This window comes from Serratia sp. BNK-10 (genome assembly GCF_047456065.1).
Taxonomy (GTDB): domain Bacteria; phylum Pseudomonadota; class Gammaproteobacteria; order Enterobacterales; family Enterobacteriaceae; genus Serratia; species Serratia ureilytica.
On sequence record NZ_CP179894.1, the window covers coordinates 3812383 to 3828571 of the forward strand.

General features: G+C 56.5%; 9 protein-coding genes, 2 tRNA genes and 3 rRNA genes. 7 read left to right on the forward strand and 7 right to left on the reverse strand.

Annotation, left to right across the window (positions count from 1 at the left end; all coding sequences use genetic code 11):
- The first annotated feature begins 23 nt into the window (after nt 1-23).
- Nucleotides 24-2672, forward strand: a complete 2649-nt coding sequence (locus ACMGG9_RS18425) for a GNAT family N-acetyltransferase (protein WP_414161618.1) — start codon at nt 24-26, stop codon at nt 2670-2672.
- 152 nt (nt 2673-2824) lie between these two features.
- On the forward strand, nt 2825-4180 hold the full coding sequence (gene pssA, locus ACMGG9_RS18430) for a CDP-diacylglycerol--serine O-phosphatidyltransferase (protein ID WP_414161619.1): 1356 nt from the start codon (nt 2825-2827) through the stop codon (nt 4178-4180).
- A 36-nt stretch (nt 4181-4216) separates the two neighbouring features.
- On the opposite strand, the gene ACMGG9_RS18435 is transcribed toward pssA, so the two are convergent.
- The 7 genes from ACMGG9_RS18435 to gmhB all read right to left on the reverse strand — a co-directional run bounded on the left by ACMGG9_RS18435 (nt 4217) and on the right by gmhB (nt 12136).
- Nucleotides 4217-5527, reverse strand: coding sequence for an MFS family transporter (locus tag ACMGG9_RS18435; RefSeq protein ID WP_033644171.1), 1311 nt, complete (start codon nt 5525-5527; stop codon nt 4217-4219).
- 439 nt (nt 5528-5966) lie between these two features.
- Nucleotides 5967-6082: ribosomal RNA gene (gene rrf / locus ACMGG9_RS18440) — 5S ribosomal RNA — on the reverse strand.
- A 175-nt stretch (nt 6083-6257) separates the two neighbouring features.
- Nucleotides 6258-9165: ribosomal RNA gene (locus tag ACMGG9_RS18445) — 23S ribosomal RNA — on the reverse strand.
- A 207-nt stretch (nt 9166-9372) separates the two neighbouring features.
- Nucleotides 9373-9448 (reverse strand) — tRNA-Ala (locus ACMGG9_RS18450).
- Between the two features lie 38 nt (nt 9449-9486).
- Nucleotides 9487-9563: transfer RNA gene (locus ACMGG9_RS18455), tRNA-Ile, on the reverse strand.
- A gap of 74 nt (nt 9564-9637) precedes the next feature.
- A 16S ribosomal RNA gene (locus tag ACMGG9_RS18460) occupies nt 9638-11179 on the reverse strand.
- The 16S, 23S and 5S rRNA genes sit together here with 2 tRNA genes alongside, the layout of an rRNA operon.
- A gap of 393 nt (nt 11180-11572) precedes the next feature.
- The gene (gmhB, locus tag ACMGG9_RS18465) at nt 11573-12136 is read right to left on the reverse strand and encodes a D-glycero-beta-D-manno-heptose 1,7-bisphosphate 7-phosphatase (RefSeq protein ID WP_025304009.1); all 564 of its coding nucleotides are present in this window, start codon (nt 12134-12136) and stop codon (nt 11573-11575) included.
- A 188-nt stretch (nt 12137-12324) separates the two neighbouring features.
- Here gmhB and metN point away from each other — a divergent pair, with 188 nt between their 5' ends.
- From metN to tsaA, 5 genes are all read left to right on the forward strand, one after another.
- Nucleotides 12325-13356: a methionine ABC transporter ATP-binding protein MetN gene (gene metN / locus ACMGG9_RS18470; protein WP_004932012.1), complete on the forward strand. Its 1032-nt coding sequence runs from the start codon at nt 12325-12327 to the stop codon at nt 13354-13356.
- Nucleotides 13349-14002 (forward strand): methionine ABC transporter permease MetI, encoded by a 654-nt coding sequence (locus ACMGG9_RS18475; RefSeq protein ID WP_004932010.1) that lies wholly within the window; start codon nt 13349-13351, stop codon nt 14000-14002. Before metN ends, ACMGG9_RS18475 begins: the two co-directional genes overlap by 8 nt.
- Nucleotides 14003-14041: 39 nt before the next feature.
- Nucleotides 14042-14857, forward strand: coding sequence for a MetQ/NlpA family lipoprotein (locus ACMGG9_RS18480; RefSeq protein WP_033644900.1), 816 nt, complete (start codon nt 14042-14044; stop codon nt 14855-14857).
- Between the two features lie 114 nt (nt 14858-14971).
- Nucleotides 14972-15376 (forward strand): Rcs stress response system protein RcsF, encoded by a 405-nt coding sequence (gene rcsF, locus ACMGG9_RS18485; protein WP_025304011.1) that lies wholly within the window; start codon nt 14972-14974, stop codon nt 15374-15376.
- A complete protein-coding gene (gene tsaA, locus ACMGG9_RS18490; protein ID WP_033644898.1) occupies nt 15373-16080 on the forward strand; it encodes a tRNA (N6-threonylcarbamoyladenosine(37)-N6)-methyltransferase TrmO in 708 nt (235 codons plus the stop codon). Before rcsF ends, tsaA begins: the two co-directional genes overlap by 4 nt.
- Nucleotides 16081-16189: the final 109 nt, after the last annotated feature.

A 16189-nucleotide genomic window follows, 5' to 3' on the forward strand; every position in this document is an offset into this window, starting at 1 on the left:
AACGTTGCCAAAAGGAGCCGTGCATGAGCCAGCGAGGGTTAGAAGCGCTACTACGTCCCAAATCGATCGCCGTGCTGGGCGCTTCGCAGCAGCCGGGCCGCGCCGGCAACCTGATGATGAGCAACCTGCTGGCCGGCGGTTTCGGCGGGCCCATCTTGCCGGTGACACCGCGCTACAAGGCGGTATGCGGCGTCATGGCCTATCCCGACGTCGCCAGCCTGCCGCTGACGCCGGATCTGGCGATCATCTGCACCCACGCCAGCCGTAATCTGGCGCTGATTGAAGCGCTGGGCCAACGTGGCTGCAAAACCGCCATCGTGCTCTCTTCGCCGCCGGAACAGTTCGCCGAGCTCAAAGCCTGCGCGCAGCGTTACGCCATGCGGCTGCTGGGCCCCAACAGTCTGGGGCTGCTGGCGCCGTGGCAAGGCATCAACGCCAGCTTCTCGCCGGTGCCGATCCAAAAGGGCAAGCTGGCGTTTATCTCGCAGTCCGCCGCCGTCGCCAACACCATTCTCGACTGGGCGCAGCAGCGCGAAGTCGGCTTCTCCTATTTCATCGCGCTGGGCGACAGCCTGGATATCGACGTCGACGACCTGCTCGACTTTTTGGCGCGCGACAGCAAGACCAGCGCCATCCTGCTGTATCTGGAAAACATCAGCGATGCGCGGCGCTTTCTCTCCGCCTCGCGCAGCGCCTCGCGCAACAAGCCCATTCTGGTGATCAAAAGCGGCCGCAGCCAGCAGGCACAATTGCTGCTCAACAGCCAGCTGGGGCTGGACGCCGCCTATGACGCCGCCATCCAACGCGCCGGCCTGCTGCGCGTCCAGGATACCCATGAGCTGTTCTCGGCGGTGGAAACCCTCAGCCATATGCATCCGCTGCGCGGCGAAAGGCTGATGATCGTCAGCAACGGGGCGGCGCCGGCGGCGATGGCCTTGGACGAACTGCTCGGCCGCAACGGCAAGCTGGCGACGCTGAGCGAGGAGAGCCTGGCGACGCTGAGCGACGCGCTGCCGGACTTCATTCGCGCCGGCAACCCGCTCGACCTGCGCGACGACGCCACGCCGCAGCGTTATCTGGCGGCTCTCGGAGCGCTGCTCGACAGCCACGACTATGACGCGCTGCTGCTGATCCACGCGCCGAGCGCGGCTGCGCCCGGCACCGCCACGGCGCAGCGGCTGATCGACGCGCTGCATCGCCATGCGCGCGGCAAGCGCATCACGCTGCTGACCAACTGGTGCGGCGAATACTCTTCGCAAGAGGCACGCCGGCTGTTTACCGAAGCCGCCATTCCGACTTACCGCACGCCGGAAGGCGCGGTCACCGCCTTTATGCATATGGTGGAATACCGCCGCAACCAGAAGCAGCTGAAGGAGACGCCCGCGCTGCCGGTCGGCCTGACCGCCAATACCGCCGATGCCCACCGCCTGATTCATCAGGCGCTGGCCGAAGGCGCCACCCAGTTGGATACCCACGAGGTGCAATCCATTCTGCAGGCCTACGATCTGAGCACCCTGCCGACCTGGATCGCCGAAGACAGCGCCGAAGCGGTGCACATCGCCGAGCAGATCGGCTACCCGGTGGCGCTGAAGCTGCGCTCGCCGGATATCCCGCACAAATCGGAAGTTCAGGGCGTGATGCTTTACCTGCGCACCGCGACCGAAGTGCAACGCGCGGCGGAGGCGATCCTCGACCGCGTGAAGCGTACCTATCCTCAGGCGCGCATCCACGGCCTGTTGGTGCAGAGCATGGCCAACCGCGCCGGCGCCCAGGAGCTGCGCATCGCGGTAGAGCAGGATGCCATTTTCGGCCCGTTGATCATGCTGGGTGAAGGCGGCGTAGAGTGGCGCCAGGAAAATCAGGTGGCGGTCGCGCTGCCGCCGTTGAACATGGCGCTGGCGCGTTATCTGGTGCTGCAGGCGGTGAAAGGCGGCAAGATCCGCGGGCGCAGCGCACTGCGGCCTTTAGATATCCCCGGGCTGAGCCGCTTGCTGGTGCAGGTTTCCAACCTGATCCTTGACTGCCCTGAGATCGCCCGACTGGATATTCATCCGGTGCTGGCTTCCGGCAGCGAGTTCACCCTGCTGGACGTTTCGATGCAGCTCGCACCGTTCAGCGGCGATCCGCAGGCGCGGCTGGCGATTCGCCCTTATCCGCATGAGCTGGAAGAGACCATCGCGCTGAAAGACGGCAGCCAATGCCTGTTCCGCCCGATCCTGCCGGAAGACGAGCCGGCACTGAAGCATTTCATCGACCGGGTGACCAAGGAAGATCTCTATTACCGCTACTTCAGCGAGATCAACGAGTTTACCCATGACGATTTGGCCAACATGACGCAGATCGACTACGATCGGGAAATGGCCTTTGTGGCGGTGCGGGCAGACGAGATTATCGGCGTGACCCGCGCGCTGTCCGATCCGGACAACACCGATGCCGAGTTCGCCGTGCTGGTGCGTTCCGACCTGAAAGGCGTGGGGCTCGGCCGCCAGCTGCTGGAGAAAATGATCGCCTATGCGCGCGCGCATGGCCTGACCCGCCTGAGCGGCATCACCATGCCGAATAACCGCGGCATGATCGCGCTGGCGCAGCGGTTGGGCTTTGGCATCGAGGTGCAGCTTGAGGACGGCATCGTCAATCTGACGCTGCCGCTGCAGGCCGACGACGCGCAGTGACCTGCGTCGCAATGCGCTACGAATCCACCACTTAACGCCAAAACATACGCACAATCGAGGCAACTAATGGTATTATCGCCCGATTATTCGGTTTATTGTTTTTAAGTCTGTGGCGTTCCAGCCATCAATCATGAGAGAAGAAGCGCACTGTGATGTTGTCAAAATTTAAACGTAGCAAACATCAACAACACCTTGCACAACTGCCCAAACTCCCCCAGACGGTTGCTGATGTTCGTACTCTGTACGCGCCGTCCGACTTTCGCGCCACGCTGCTGGATTCCATCGCCAACGCCACCCAACGTATCTATCTGGTGGCTCTGTATCTGGAGCATGACGACGCCGGGCGTGAGATCCTCAACGCGCTGTATCAAGCCAAACAGCGGCGGCCCGAGCTGAAAATCTGCGTGCTGGTCGACTGGCACCGCGCACAGCGCGGGCGCATCGGCGCCGCCGCCGCCAATACCAACGCCGACTGGTACTGCGCCATGGCCAGCCAGCATCCGGAGCAATCAGTACCAATCTACGGCGTGCCGGTCAATACCCGCGAAGCGCTGGGCGTATTGCATCTGAAGGGCTTTGTGGTCGACGATACCGTTATCTACAGCGGCGCCAGCATCAACGACGTCTATCTGCATCAGCATGAGAAATACCGTTACGATCGCTACCAGTTGATCACCAACGGCGTGCTGGCCGATACTCTGATCGATTACATCAAACAGCATCTGCTCACCGCCGGCGCCGTACAACGCCTGGATCGCAGCGATCGACCGAAAAGCCCGGAGATCAAAAACGAAACCCGTCTGTTCCGTTTCGCCCTGCGCCGCGCCGGTTACCACTTCCGCGGCAAAGCCGGCAACGATGAGCTGGCGGTGACGCCAATGGTTGGGCTAGGCAAACAAAGCGTGCTGAATAAAACCATTCATCACCTGATGTCATGCACCGACCAGAAACTGACGCTGTGCACTCCCTATTTCAACCTGCCGGCGCTGCTGGTGCGCAACATCATTTATCTGCTGCGACAGGGCAAGCAGGTGGAAATCATCGTCGGCGATAAAACCGCCAACGATTTCTATATTCCGGAAGACCAGCCGTTCAAAATCATCGGCGCGCTGCCCTACCTGTATGAGATCAACCTGCGCCGCTTCCTGAGCCGGTTGCAGCGTTACATCGACACCGGCCAACTGATCGTGCGTTTGTGGAAGGATGGCGATAACAGCTATCACCTGAAAGGCATGTGGGTAGACGAAGAGTGGCAGCTGATTACCGGCAATAACCTCAACCCGCGCGCCTGGCGGCTGGATCTGGAAAACGCCATTCTGATCCACGATCCCAAGCAAGAGCTGCGCGAGCAACGGCAGAAAGAGCTGGAATGCATCCGTACTCATACCACTGTAGTCGGCCATTATCAGGAACTGCAAAGCATTCAGCAGTATCCGATCAAGGTGCGTAAGCTGATTCGGCGTCTGCGCCGTATCCGCATCGATCGGCTGATCAGCCGTATCCTGTAAGCGGTATGCTGACCCCGGCCAAGGCCGGGGTTTTTATTACAGCTGTATCTCCTTGCCTTTGCGATGCAACCGGAGCGAGACCAGCAGCGCCAGCAGGCACATGCCGGAGACATACCAGAAGAAAGCGTTCTCCACGCCAAACGATTTAAGCGACAGCGCGACATATTCCGCCGAGCCGCCGAACATGGCGTTCGCCACCGCATAAGACAAGCCCACCCCTAAAGCACGTACCTCCGGCGGGAACATTTCGGCTTTAAGCAGCCCGCTGATCGCGGTGTAAAAACTGATGATGAACAGCGCCAGCACGATCAGGCCAAACGCCATATAAGGATTACTCACCTCTTTCAGAGCGAACAGGATCGGCACCGTCAACACCGTGGCAAAGGCCGAGAAGATCAACATCGAGCTGCGACGGCCGATTTTGTCCGAAAACGCGCCTACCGCAGGCTGCAGCAGCATAAAGACGAACAGCGCGACGGTCATGATGGCGCTGGCCAGCTTGGCGTCCATACCGGCGGTATTCACCAGATATTTCTGCATGTAGGTGGTGAAGGTGTAGAAGGTCAGCGAACCGGCGGCGGTAAAGCCCAGCACCATCAGGAACGCCTTGCGATTTTTCCACAGCCCCGTCAGCGAACCGGCATCTTTGTGGTTACGCGTCTTCGCATCGGAGGTTTCATTCAGCGAACGGCGCAGGTACAGCGCAACTACCGCCAACACGGCACCCAGGGCAAACGGAATGCGCCATCCCCAGGCTTTCAGCTCTTCGGCGGGCAATATCTGCTGCAGGATCACCAGGACCAGCAGCGCCAACAGTTGCCCGCCGATCAGCGTCACGTACTGGAACGAGGCGTAAAAGCCGCGTCGCCCCTTGATCGCCACCTCGCTCATATAGGTCGCGCTGGTGCCGTATTCTCCCCCTACCGACAGCCCCTGGAACAGGCGGGCGATCAGCAGCAACGCCGGCGCCCAGCTGCCGATCGATTCATACGTCGGCAGGCAGGCGATCACCAGCGATCCGGCGCACATCATACAGACCGAAAGCAGCATGGAATTTTTTCGACCATGCTTGTCGGCAATATAACCGAATAGCCAACCGCCAATCGGCCGCATAAAGAAGCCGGCGGCGAATACCCCGGCGGTTTGCAGCAGCTGCGTGGTGCTGTTGCCCGCAGGGAAGAACGAGGCGGCAAAGTAAATGGAACAAAAGGAGTAAACGTAAAAATCAAACCACTCCACTAGATTGCCTGATGAAGCCCCGACGATAGCGAAAATGCGTTTCTTGTTATCCAGCGCCCCCTGTTCGACGCCGTGCTCATCCCCAAGAGCCGAGGTTGTTTCTGTCATGATGTATTCTCCGAGCCATAACAATGATGAAATTTGGCTTCCTGCCGCCCTGGTTGTTACTTTATTGTTATTTATAAGTTAACAGCCAAACTTAATAGCGGACGAAGAATATCTGACATTCAGAGAAACAATGCGTTGGTTTTGTGATGAATATTAAACAGTACGATGAAAGCTGAAGCGGATTACAACGGGGATTTTCCATTTTACGCATAGCAAAAAGCCCTGAACGTCAGTTCAGGGCTTTCGGCTTTATTTGATGCCTGGCAGTGTCCTACACAATTCGTCTCATCCTGAGACTCTCCCCTCCGGGGCCGCCGCACGCGGCGTTAAGGCCCGTTCCCGACGGGCCTTTCGCATGCCCATGCTCAAGCAGAACGCCAGATAACAGACAAAACAAAAAGCCCCATGCTTTCGCATGAGGCTTTTTGCTTTGTTTGATGCCTGGCAGTGTCCTACTCTCGCATGGGGAGACCCCACACTACCATCGGCGCTACGGCGTTTCACTTCTGAGTTCGGCATGGGGTCAGGTGGGACCACCGCGCTATTGCCGCCAGGCAAATTCTGTTTCATTCCAACCGCCTCACTTCCGTGAAGCCATCAGAACCAATCTTGGAACGTCGCTGAAAATTATTCGTATCATCCTGATACTCACCCCTTCGGGGCCAACGCTCCGCGTTGTTCAAAATCGTTCCTGACGATTTTGTCTCTCTAAAAACACCTTCGGTGTTGTAAGGTTAAGCCTCACGGATCATTAGTACTGGTTAGCTCAATGCATCGCTGCACTTACACACCCAGCCTATCAACGTCTTAGTCTTAAACGTTCCTTCAGGGGCCTTGAAGGCCCAGGGAAGACTCATCTTGAGGCAAGTTTCGCGCTTAGATGCTTTCAGCGCTTATCTTTTCCGCACTTAGCTACCGGGCAATGCCATTGGCATGACAACCCGAACACCAGTGGTGCGTTCACTCCGGTCCTCTCGTACTAGGAGCAACCCCTCTCAATCTTCCAACGCCCACGGCAGATAGGGACCGAACTGTCTCACGACGTTCTAAACCCAGCTCGCGTACCACTTTAAATGGCGAACAGCCATACCCTTGGGACCTACTTCAGCCCCAGGATGTGATGAGCCGACATCGAGGTGCCAAACACCGCCGTCGATATGAACTCTTGGGCGGTATCAGCCTGTTATCCCCGGAGTACCTTTTATCCGTTGAGCGATGGCCCTTCCATTCAGAACCACCGGATCACTAAGACCTACTTTCGTACCTGCTCGAGCCGTCACTCTCGCAGTCAAGCTAGCTTATGCCTTTGCACTAACCTCACGATGTCCGACCGTGATTAGCTAACCTTCGTGCTCCTCCGTTACTCTTTGGGAGGAGACCGCCCCAGTCAAACTACCCACCAGACACTGTCCTCACCCCAGATTATGGGGCCGAGTTAGAACATCAAACATTAAAGGGTGGTATTTCAAGGATGGCTCCACGCAGACTGGCGTCCACGCTTCAAAGCCTCCCACCTATCCTACACATCAAGGCTCAATGTTCAGTGTCAAGCTATAGTAAAGGTTCACGGGGTCTTTCCGTCTTGCCGCGGGTACACTGCATCTTCACAGCGAGTTCAATTTCACTGAGTCTCGGGTGGAGACAGCCTGGCCATCATTACGCCATTCGTGCAGGTCGGAACTTACCCGACAAGGAATTTCGCTACCTTAGGACCGTTATAGTTACGGCCGCCGTTTACTGGGGCTTCGATCAAGAGCTTCGCCTTGCGGCTGACCCCATCAATTAACCTTCCAGCACCGGGCAGGCGTCACACCGTATACGTCCACTTTCGTGTTTGCACAGTGCTGTGTTTTTATTAAACAGTTGCAGCCAGCTGGTATCTTCGACTGGCTTCAGCTCCATCCGCAAGGGACTTCACCTACATGCCAGCGTGCCTTCTCCCGAAGTTACGGCACCATTTTGCCTAGTTCCTTCACCCGAGTTCTCTCAAGCGCCTTGGTATTCTCTACCTGACCACCTGTGTCGGTTTGGGGTACGATTTAATGTTACCTGGAGCTTAGAGGATTTTCCTGGAAGCAGGGCATCAACTACTTCTGCACCGTAGTGCATCGTCATCACGCCTCAGGGTTGATATGCAACCGGATTTACCAGGTCACACCCCCTACACGCTTAAACCGGGACAACCGTCGCCCGGCCAGCCTAGCCTTCTCCGTCCCCCCTTCGCAGTAACACCAAGTACAGGAATATTAACCTGTTTCCCATCGACTACGCTTTTCAGCCTCGCCTTAGGGGTCGACTCACCCTGCCCCGATTAACGTTGGACAGGAACCCTTGGTCTTCCGGCGAGCGGGCTTTTCACCCGCTTTATCGTTACTTATGTCAGCATTCGCACTTCTGATACCTCCAGCAACCCTCACAGGCCACCTTCAACGGCTTACAGAACGCTCCCCTACCCAACAACGCCTAAGCGTCGCTGCCGCAGCTTCGGTGCATGGTTTAGCCCCGTTACATCTTCCGCGCAGGCCGACTCGACCAGTGAGCTATTACGCTTTCTTTAAATGATGGCTGCTTCTAAGCCAACATCCTGGCTGTCTATGCCTTCCCACATCGTTTCCCACTTAACCATGACTTTGGGACCTTAGCTGGCGGTCTGGGTTGTTTCCCTCTTCACGACGGACGTTAGCACCCGCCGTGTGTCTCCCGTGATAACATTCTTCGGTATTCGGAGTTTGCATCGGTTTGGTAAGCCGGGATGGCCCCCTAGCCGAAACAGTGCTCTACCCCCGAAGATGAGTTCACGAGGCGCTACCTAAATAGCTTTCGGGGAGAACCAGCTATCTCCCGGTTTGATTGGCCTTTCACCCCCAGCCACAAGTCATCCGCTAATTTTTCAACATTAGTCGGTTCGGTCCTCCAGTTAGTGTTACCCAACCTTCAACCTGCCCATGGCTAGATCACCGGGTTTCGGGTCTATACCTTGCAACTAATCGCCCAGTTAAGACTCGGTTTCCCTACGGCTCCCCTATACGGTTAACCTTGCTACAAAATATAAGTCGCTGACCCATTATACAAAAGGTACGCAGTCACACCACGAAGGTGCTCCCACTGCTTGTACGTACACGGTTTCAGGTTCTATTTCACTCCCCTCGCCGGGGTTCTTTTCGCCTTTCCCTCACGGTACTGGTTCACTATCGGTCAGTCAGGAGTATTTAGCCTTGGAGGATGGTCCCCCCATATTCAGACAGGATGTCACGTGTCCCGCCCTACTCATCGAACTCACGACCTGTGCATTTTAGTGTACGGGGCTATCACCCTTTGCTGCGCGACTTTCCAGACGCTTCCACTAACACACAAGCCGATTCAGGTTCTGGGCTCCTCCCCGTTCGCTCGCCGCTACTGGGGGAATCTCGGTTGATTTCTTTTCCTCGGGGTACTTAGATGTTTCAGTTCCCCCGGTTCGCCTCATGCCACTATGTATTCATGACATGATAGTGTGTCGAAACACACTGGGTTTCCCCATTCGGGTATCGCCGGTTGTAACGGTTCATATCACCTTACCGACGCTTTTCGCAGATTAGCACGCCCTTCATCGCCTCTGACTGCCTAGGCATCCACCGTGTACGCTTAGTCACTTAACCTCACAACCCGAAGATGTTTCCATCGTTCGCGCTGCAAACATTTGAGAGACTCTATGACAGGTTACTCTTCATCCCAGTACATCTACGGAGGGATAAATTTCAGCCGTCATGTTTCAATTTTCAGCTTGTTCCAGATTGTTAAAGAGCAAAATACTTCGCAGCATACTGTCGCCAATATACTCTGAAGTATTGAAATACCGGACTATATGGTGGAGCTAAGCGGGATCGAACCGCTGACCTCCTGCGTGCAAGGCAGGCGCTCTCCCAGCTGAGCTATAGCCCCATACAGTCACGTGCAGTACCTTTTCCACTTACAAGAAGTGGTAGGCCTGAGTGGACTTGAACCACCGACCTCACCCTTATCAGGGGTGCGCTCTAACCACCTGAGCTACAAGCCTATAAAGGTATTTCTGCTCGTTACTTTCTATCAGACAATCTGTGTGAGCACGCCACGCGAACTAATATCTTTAGGTAAGGAGGTGATCCAACCGCAGGTTCCCCTACGGTTACCTTGTTACGACTTCACCCCAGTCATGAATCACAAAGTGGTAAGCGCCCTCCCGAAGGTTAAGCTACCTACTTCTTTTGCAACCCACTCCCATGGTGTGACGGGCGGTGTGTACAAGGCCCGGGAACGTATTCACCGTAGCATTCTGATCTACGATTACTAGCGATTCCGACTTCATGGAGTCGAGTTGCAGACTCCAATCCGGACTACGACGTACTTTATGAGGTCCGCTTGCTCTCGCGAGGTCGCTTCTCTTTGTATACGCCATTGTAGCACGTGTGTAGCCCTACTCGTAAGGGCCATGATGACTTGACGTCATCCCCACCTTCCTCCAGTTTATCACTGGCAGTCTCCTTTGAGTTCCCGGCCGAACCGCTGGCAACAAAGGATAAGGGTTGCGCTCGTTGCGGGACTTAACCCAACATTTCACAACACGAGCTGACGACAGCCATGCAGCACCTGTCTCAGAGTTCCCGAAGGCACCAATCCATCTCTGGAAAGTTCTCTGGATGTCAAGAGTAGGTAAGGTTCTTCGCGTTGCATCGAATTAAACCACATGCTCCACCGCTTGTGCGGGCCCCCGTCAATTCATTTGAGTTTTAACCTTGCGGCCGTACTCCCCAGGCGGTCGATTTAACGCGTTAGCTCCGGAAGCCACGCCTCAAGGGCACAACCTCCAAATCGACATCGTTTACAGCGTGGACTACCAGGGTATCTAATCCTGTTTGCTCCCCACGCTTTCGCACCTGAGCGTCAGTCTTCGTCCAGGGGGCCGCCTTCGCCACCGGTATTCCTCCAGATCTCTACGCATTTCACCGCTACACCTGGAATTCTACCCCCCTCTACGAGACTCTAGCTTGCCAGTTTCAAATGCAGTTCCCAGGTTGAGCCCGGGGATTTCACATCTGACTTAACAAACCGCCTGCGTGCGCTTTACGCCCAGTAATTCCGATTAACGCTTGCACCCTCCGTATTACCGCGGCTGCTGGCACGGAGTTAGCCGGTGCTTCTTCTGCGAGTAACGTCAATTGATGAGCGTATTAAGCTCACCACCTTCCTCCTCGCTGAAAGTGCTTTACAACCCGAAGGCCTTCTTCACACACGCGGCATGGCTGCATCAGGCTTGCGCCCATTGTGCAATATTCCCCACTGCTGCCTCCCGTAGGAGTCTGGACCGTGTCTCAGTTCCAGTGTGGCTGGTCATCCTCTCAGACCAGCTAGGGATCGTCGCCTAGGTGAGCCATTACCCCACCTACTAGCTAATCCCATCTGGGCACATCTGATGGCAAGAGGCCCGAAGGTCCCCCTCTTTGGTCTTGCGACGTTATGCGGTATTAGCTACCGTTTCCAGTAGTTATCCCCCTCCATCAGGCAGTTTCCCAGACATTACTCACCCGTCCGCCGCTCGTCACCCGGGGAGCAAGCTCCCCTGTGCTACCGCTCGACTTGCATGTGTTAAGCCTGCCGCCAGCGTTCAATCTGAGCCATGATCAAACTCTTCAATTAAAAGCTTGATGTGCTTCCACTCGAGAAGCGATGCTCAAAGATTTACTGCATGAATTTTACTTCAGTTAGTCACTCTTCAAGACTTGATATTTTTTTGCATCCGAAGATGCTGGATATCGTCTTGTGGAGTGCCCACACAGATTGTCTGATAAATTGTTAAAGAGCAGTGAGTTAGGCGCTTTCGCTTGCTAACTCGAGGTGGCGTATATTACGCTTTCCTCTTTCAGAGTCAACCCTAATTTTCAGGATTTTTTCTCTGCGACCCCCGGATACTCTGTGAAGTTGTTCACATGTTCCGTGTCGATGGAGGCGCATTATAGGGAGCCGGTTCAGAATGACAAGCGTTAATATGCATTTTTTATCTGACCGCTCACTATTCATTCGTAACGCCTATTAAACCCGCTTTTTGATGGCTGCCGGCAGGTCCGCCAGGCTGTTTAGCACCCAATCGGCCAGCTTTTCGCCCTGCTCCGTCACCGGCTTGCCGGTACGCACCAGCACCTTGGTGCCGACGCCGGCCGCGATCGCCGCCTGCATGTCTTCCGGTTTATCGCCCACCATATAAGAAGCGGCCATATCGATGTTCAATTCCTGCTGCGCTTGCAGCAACATGCCCGGCTGCGGCTTACGGCAGTCGCACACCTGGCGATACTCTTCTACTGCCGCCTCCGGATGATGCGGGCAGAAATAGATGCCGTCGAAGTCGACGTCGCGATCGGCCAGCGACCAGTCCATCCACTCGGTCAGGTACATAAACTGGTCTTCGCTGAACTTGCCGCGCGCAATGCCGGACTGGTTGGTCACCATCACCAGCGCGAAGCCCATCTTTTTGAGCTCGCGACAGGCGTCGATCACGCCGTCAATAAAGTGGAAGTTGTCGATTTCATGGACATAGCCATGGTCAACATTAATCGTGCCGTCACGATCGAGAAAAATTGCTGGAACGCTTTGTGTCACCGCTTTGCTCCTGAGGGCCTGTATACGCTGACAGTATCGCATGTTTTACCCCACGCTGAGAACGCCGGAGAACGTCGTTGGCCGTTGACTTAGACGTCTAGACGCCTTAACATCTGAGGCATACCTTGGTTCCACGCCGAGGTTTACTTTTATCTAGCCACGGGCAACCACGCTAAAATAAGAAGAATATGATTAAACTTTCTAACATCACTAAAGTGTTCCAGCAGGGTTCGCGCACCATTACCGCGCTCTCTGACGTGACCCTTCACGTTCCTGCCGGGCAAATCTATGGCGTCATCGGTTCCTCCGGCGCCGGTAAAAGCACGCTGATCCGCTGCGCCAACATGCTTGAGCGCCCCACCTCCGGCCAGGTGCTGGTCGATGGCCAGGATCTGACGTCTCTGTCGGAAAGCGAACTGACGCGCGCCCGTCGCCAAATCGGCATGATCTTCCAGCACTTTAACCTGCTCTCTTCCCGTACGGTGTTCGGCAACGTGGCGTTGCCGCTGGAGCTGGACAATACGCCGCGCGCCGAGATCAAAAAGCGCGTGACCGAACTGCTGGAACTGGTCGGCCTGGCGGACAAGCACGACGCCTACCCGGCCAACCTGTCCGGCGGCCAGAAACAGCGTGTGGCGATCGCGCGCGCGCTGGCCAGCAACCCTAAAGTGCTGCTTTGCGACGAGGCCACCAGCGCGCTGGATCCGGCCACCACCCGTTCCATCCTGGAACTGCTGAAAGACATCAACCGCCGTCTGGGCCTGACCATTCTGCTCATCACCCATGAAATGGACGTGGTGAAACGCATCTGCGACCAGGTCGCGGTCATCAGCCAGGGGCAGCTGATCGAAAAAGACAGCGTCAGCGAAGTGTTCTCGCACCCGAAAACGCCGCTGGCCCAACAGTTCATTCAGTCCACGCTGCATCTGGATATCCCGGACGACTACGCCGCGCGCCTGTCGCCGGAGCGTCAGGGCGACCGTCAGCCGCTGCTGCGCCTGGAGTTCACCGGTCAGTCGGTCGATGCGCCGCTGCTGTCTGAAGCCGCTCGCCGCTTCAACGTGAACAACAACATTATCAGCGCCCAGATGGATTATGCCGGCGGCGTGAAATTCGGCGTGATGCTGGCGGAGCTGCACGGCAGCGACGAAGACGCGCTGGCAACGATTAAGTTCCTGCAAGAAAATCAGGTAAAAGTAGAGGTTCTGGGTTATGTCTGAGGCAATGATGTGGTTGATGGCACGTGGCGTGTGGGAAACCGTCATGATGACCTTTGTCTCCGGCTTTTTCGGTTTCGTGCTCGGCCTGCCGGTCGGCGTGCTGCTGTATGTCACCCGCCCGGGGCAGATCATCGCCAACAATTCGCTGTATAAGATCCTGTCCGGGCTGGTGAACATCTTCCGTTCCATCCCGTTCATTATCCTGTTGGTTTGGATGATTCCGTTTACCCGCATGATCGTCGGCACCTCGATCGGTCTGCAAGCGGCGATCGTGCCGCTGACCGTCGGCGCCGCGCCGTTCATCGCGCGCATGGTGGAAAACGCCCTGCTGGAGATCCCGTCCGGTCTGGTGGAAGCGGCGCGCGCCATGGGCGCCACGCCGATGCAGATCATCAAGAAAGTGCTGCTGCCGGAGGCCCTGCCGGGCCTGGTCAACGCCGCGACCATCACCCTGATCACCCTGGTGGGCTACTCCGCCATGGGCGGCGCGGTCGGCGCCGGCGGCCTGGGCCAAATCGGTTACCAATACGGTTATATCGGTTATAACGCCACAGTTATGAATACCGTATTAGTATTACTGGTAGTTTTGGTTTATCTGATCCAATTCTGCGGCGATCGCATCGTCAAAGCCGTTACCCATAAATAGTTTCACAGCATATTAATGCGAGTCTAATGAGGAAGGGATATGTCGTTAACATTTAAATCCATCGCGACAATTGGCGCACTGATCGGCACTCTGGCTCTGGCGGGCTGCGGCCAGGATGAAAAGAATCCAAACCACATCAAGGTCGGTGTGATCGTCGGCGCTGAACAGCAAGTGGCCGAAGTGGCGCAGAAAGTGGCGAAAGAGAAATACGGTCTGGACGTTGAGCTAGTCACCTTCAACGACTACGTGCTGCCTAACGAAGCGCTGAGCAAAGGCGATATCGACCTGAACGCCTTCCAGCACAAACCGTATCTGGATCAGCAAATCAAAGATCGCGGCTACAAGCTGGTGCCGGTCGGCAACACCTTTGTTTACCCGATCGCCGGTTACTCCAAGAAAATCAAATCGCTGGACGAACTGAAAGAGGGTTCTCAGATCGCACTGCCGAACGATCCGACCAACCTGGGCCGTTCGCTGCTGCTGCTGCAGAAAGTCGGTCTGATTAAACTGAAAGACGGCGTTGGCTTGCTGCCGACCGTACTGGACGTGACCGAGAACCCGAAAAACCTGAAGCTGGTTGAGCTGGAAGCCCCTCAGCTGCCGCGCTCTCTGGACGATCAGCAGATCGCGCTGGCGGTGATCAACACCACCTATGCCAGCCAGATCGGCCTGACGCCGGCGAAAGACGGTCTGTTTGTGGAAGATAAAGACTCGCCTTACGTCAACCTGCTGGTTGCGCGCGAAGATAATAAAGACGCGGAAAACGTGAAGAAATTCGTCCAGGCCTACCAGTCTGACGAAGTTGACGCCGCCGCCAACAAAATCTTCAACGGCGGTGCCGTGAAAGGCTGGTAAGCGCTTATTCACCAATTTTATTCCTATAATTGCAAGACGGGCCAAGGCCCGTCTTGTTATTTCCGCCATAGATTGCTTCAATAGCGCCACTTTCATTAAGGCAGAGGAATCTCAATGCGTGTTTTACCTCTCTGTTTGTTAGCGCTCGCGCTGGCCGGATGTTCATCGCAACGTATCGCGCCATCCTCAACAAACAGCACCAGCAAGCCGACCACGACCGCCCCGGCCAAGACCACGCCGGCCGCCCGCCCCGCTCCGGTAAAACTGTATAAAAGTGCAGAAGAACTCGTGGGTAAACCATTCCGCGATCTGGGTGAAGTGTCCGGCGAATCGTGCCAAACCACCGTACAAGACTCCCCACCGAATCTGGCTACCGCCCGTAAACGCATGCAAATCCGTGCGTCTTACATGAAGGCCAACGCCGTGCTGCTGCACGACTGCCAGATTGTCAGCGGTGTCGCAGGTTGTTACCAGCAGGCCGTTTGCCAGGGCTCGGCGCTTAACGTCTCGTCTAAATGACCGAATTCGTTTTTGAGCAGATCGGCGTGATCCGCTCGCCGTATAAAGAGAAATTCGCCGTGCCCCGCCAACCGGGGCTGGTCGAAGACGGTGGCGGCGAACTGCTGCTGCTGCCGCCCTACAACCAGGCGGAAGCGGTTCGCGGTCTCAGCGATTTCAGTCATCTGTGGGTGATGTTCATTTTCCATCAAACCATGGAAGGCGGCTGGCGCCCGACGGTACGCCCACCGCGTTTAGGCGGCAATGCCCGCATGGGCGTGTTCGCCACCCGCTCCACCTTCCGCCCCAACCCGCTCGGCATGTCGCTCATTGAGCTCAAAGGCGTACGGGTGAAAAACGGGGAAGTGGCGCTGGAACTGGGCAGCCTCGATCTGGTCGACGGCACCCCGGTGGTGGACATCAAGCCTTATCTGCCGTTCGCCGAGAGCCAACCGCAGGCCCGCGCAGGCTTTGCCCAGGCCGCGCCCGCCGGCGATATGCCGGTGCGTTTCGCGCCGCAGGCGGAACAGCAGCTGCAGCAACATCAGGCGCGCTACCCGCAATTAAGGCGTTTTATCAGCCAGGTGCTGGCACAGGACCCCCGTCCCGCCTATCGTAAAGGAGAGGACGTCGAACGGGATTACGCCGTCTGGCTGCTGGATTTCAACGTGCGCTGGCGCGTCGTGGACGGCCACACCGAAGTGCTGTCGCTCGACCCGCGTTAAAATTCCGCCGCCTCTCTTTTGGCGACCCGCTCGCGCTGGTAAACTAAATCACTTTTTGGCCGCCACTCTGGCAGCCCGATGCAATTTGCAGTTCTAACGGAACCAAAAC

Coding starts and splice junctions, on each gene's coding strand:
- ACMGG9_RS18425 (WP_414161618.1), top strand. CDS start 24: ATGAGCCAGCGAGGGTTAGAAGCGCTACTACGTCCCAAATCGATCGCC.
- pssA (WP_414161619.1), top strand. CDS start 2,825: ATGTTGTCAAAATTTAAACGTAGCAAACATCAACAACACCTTGCACAA.
- ACMGG9_RS18435 (WP_033644171.1), bottom strand. CDS start 5,527: ATGACAGAAACAACCTCGGCTCTTGGGGATGAGCACGGCGTCGAACAG.
- metN (WP_004932012.1), top strand. CDS start 12,325: ATGATTAAACTTTCTAACATCACTAAAGTGTTCCAGCAGGGTTCGCGC.
- ACMGG9_RS18475 (WP_004932010.1), top strand. CDS start 13,349: ATGTCTGAGGCAATGATGTGGTTGATGGCACGTGGCGTGTGGGAAACC.
- ACMGG9_RS18480 (WP_033644900.1), top strand. CDS start 14,042: ATGTCGTTAACATTTAAATCCATCGCGACAATTGGCGCACTGATCGGC.
- rcsF (WP_025304011.1), top strand. CDS start 14,972: ATGCGTGTTTTACCTCTCTGTTTGTTAGCGCTCGCGCTGGCCGGATGT.
- tsaA (WP_033644898.1), top strand. CDS start 15,373: ATGACCGAATTCGTTTTTGAGCAGATCGGCGTGATCCGCTCGCCGTAT.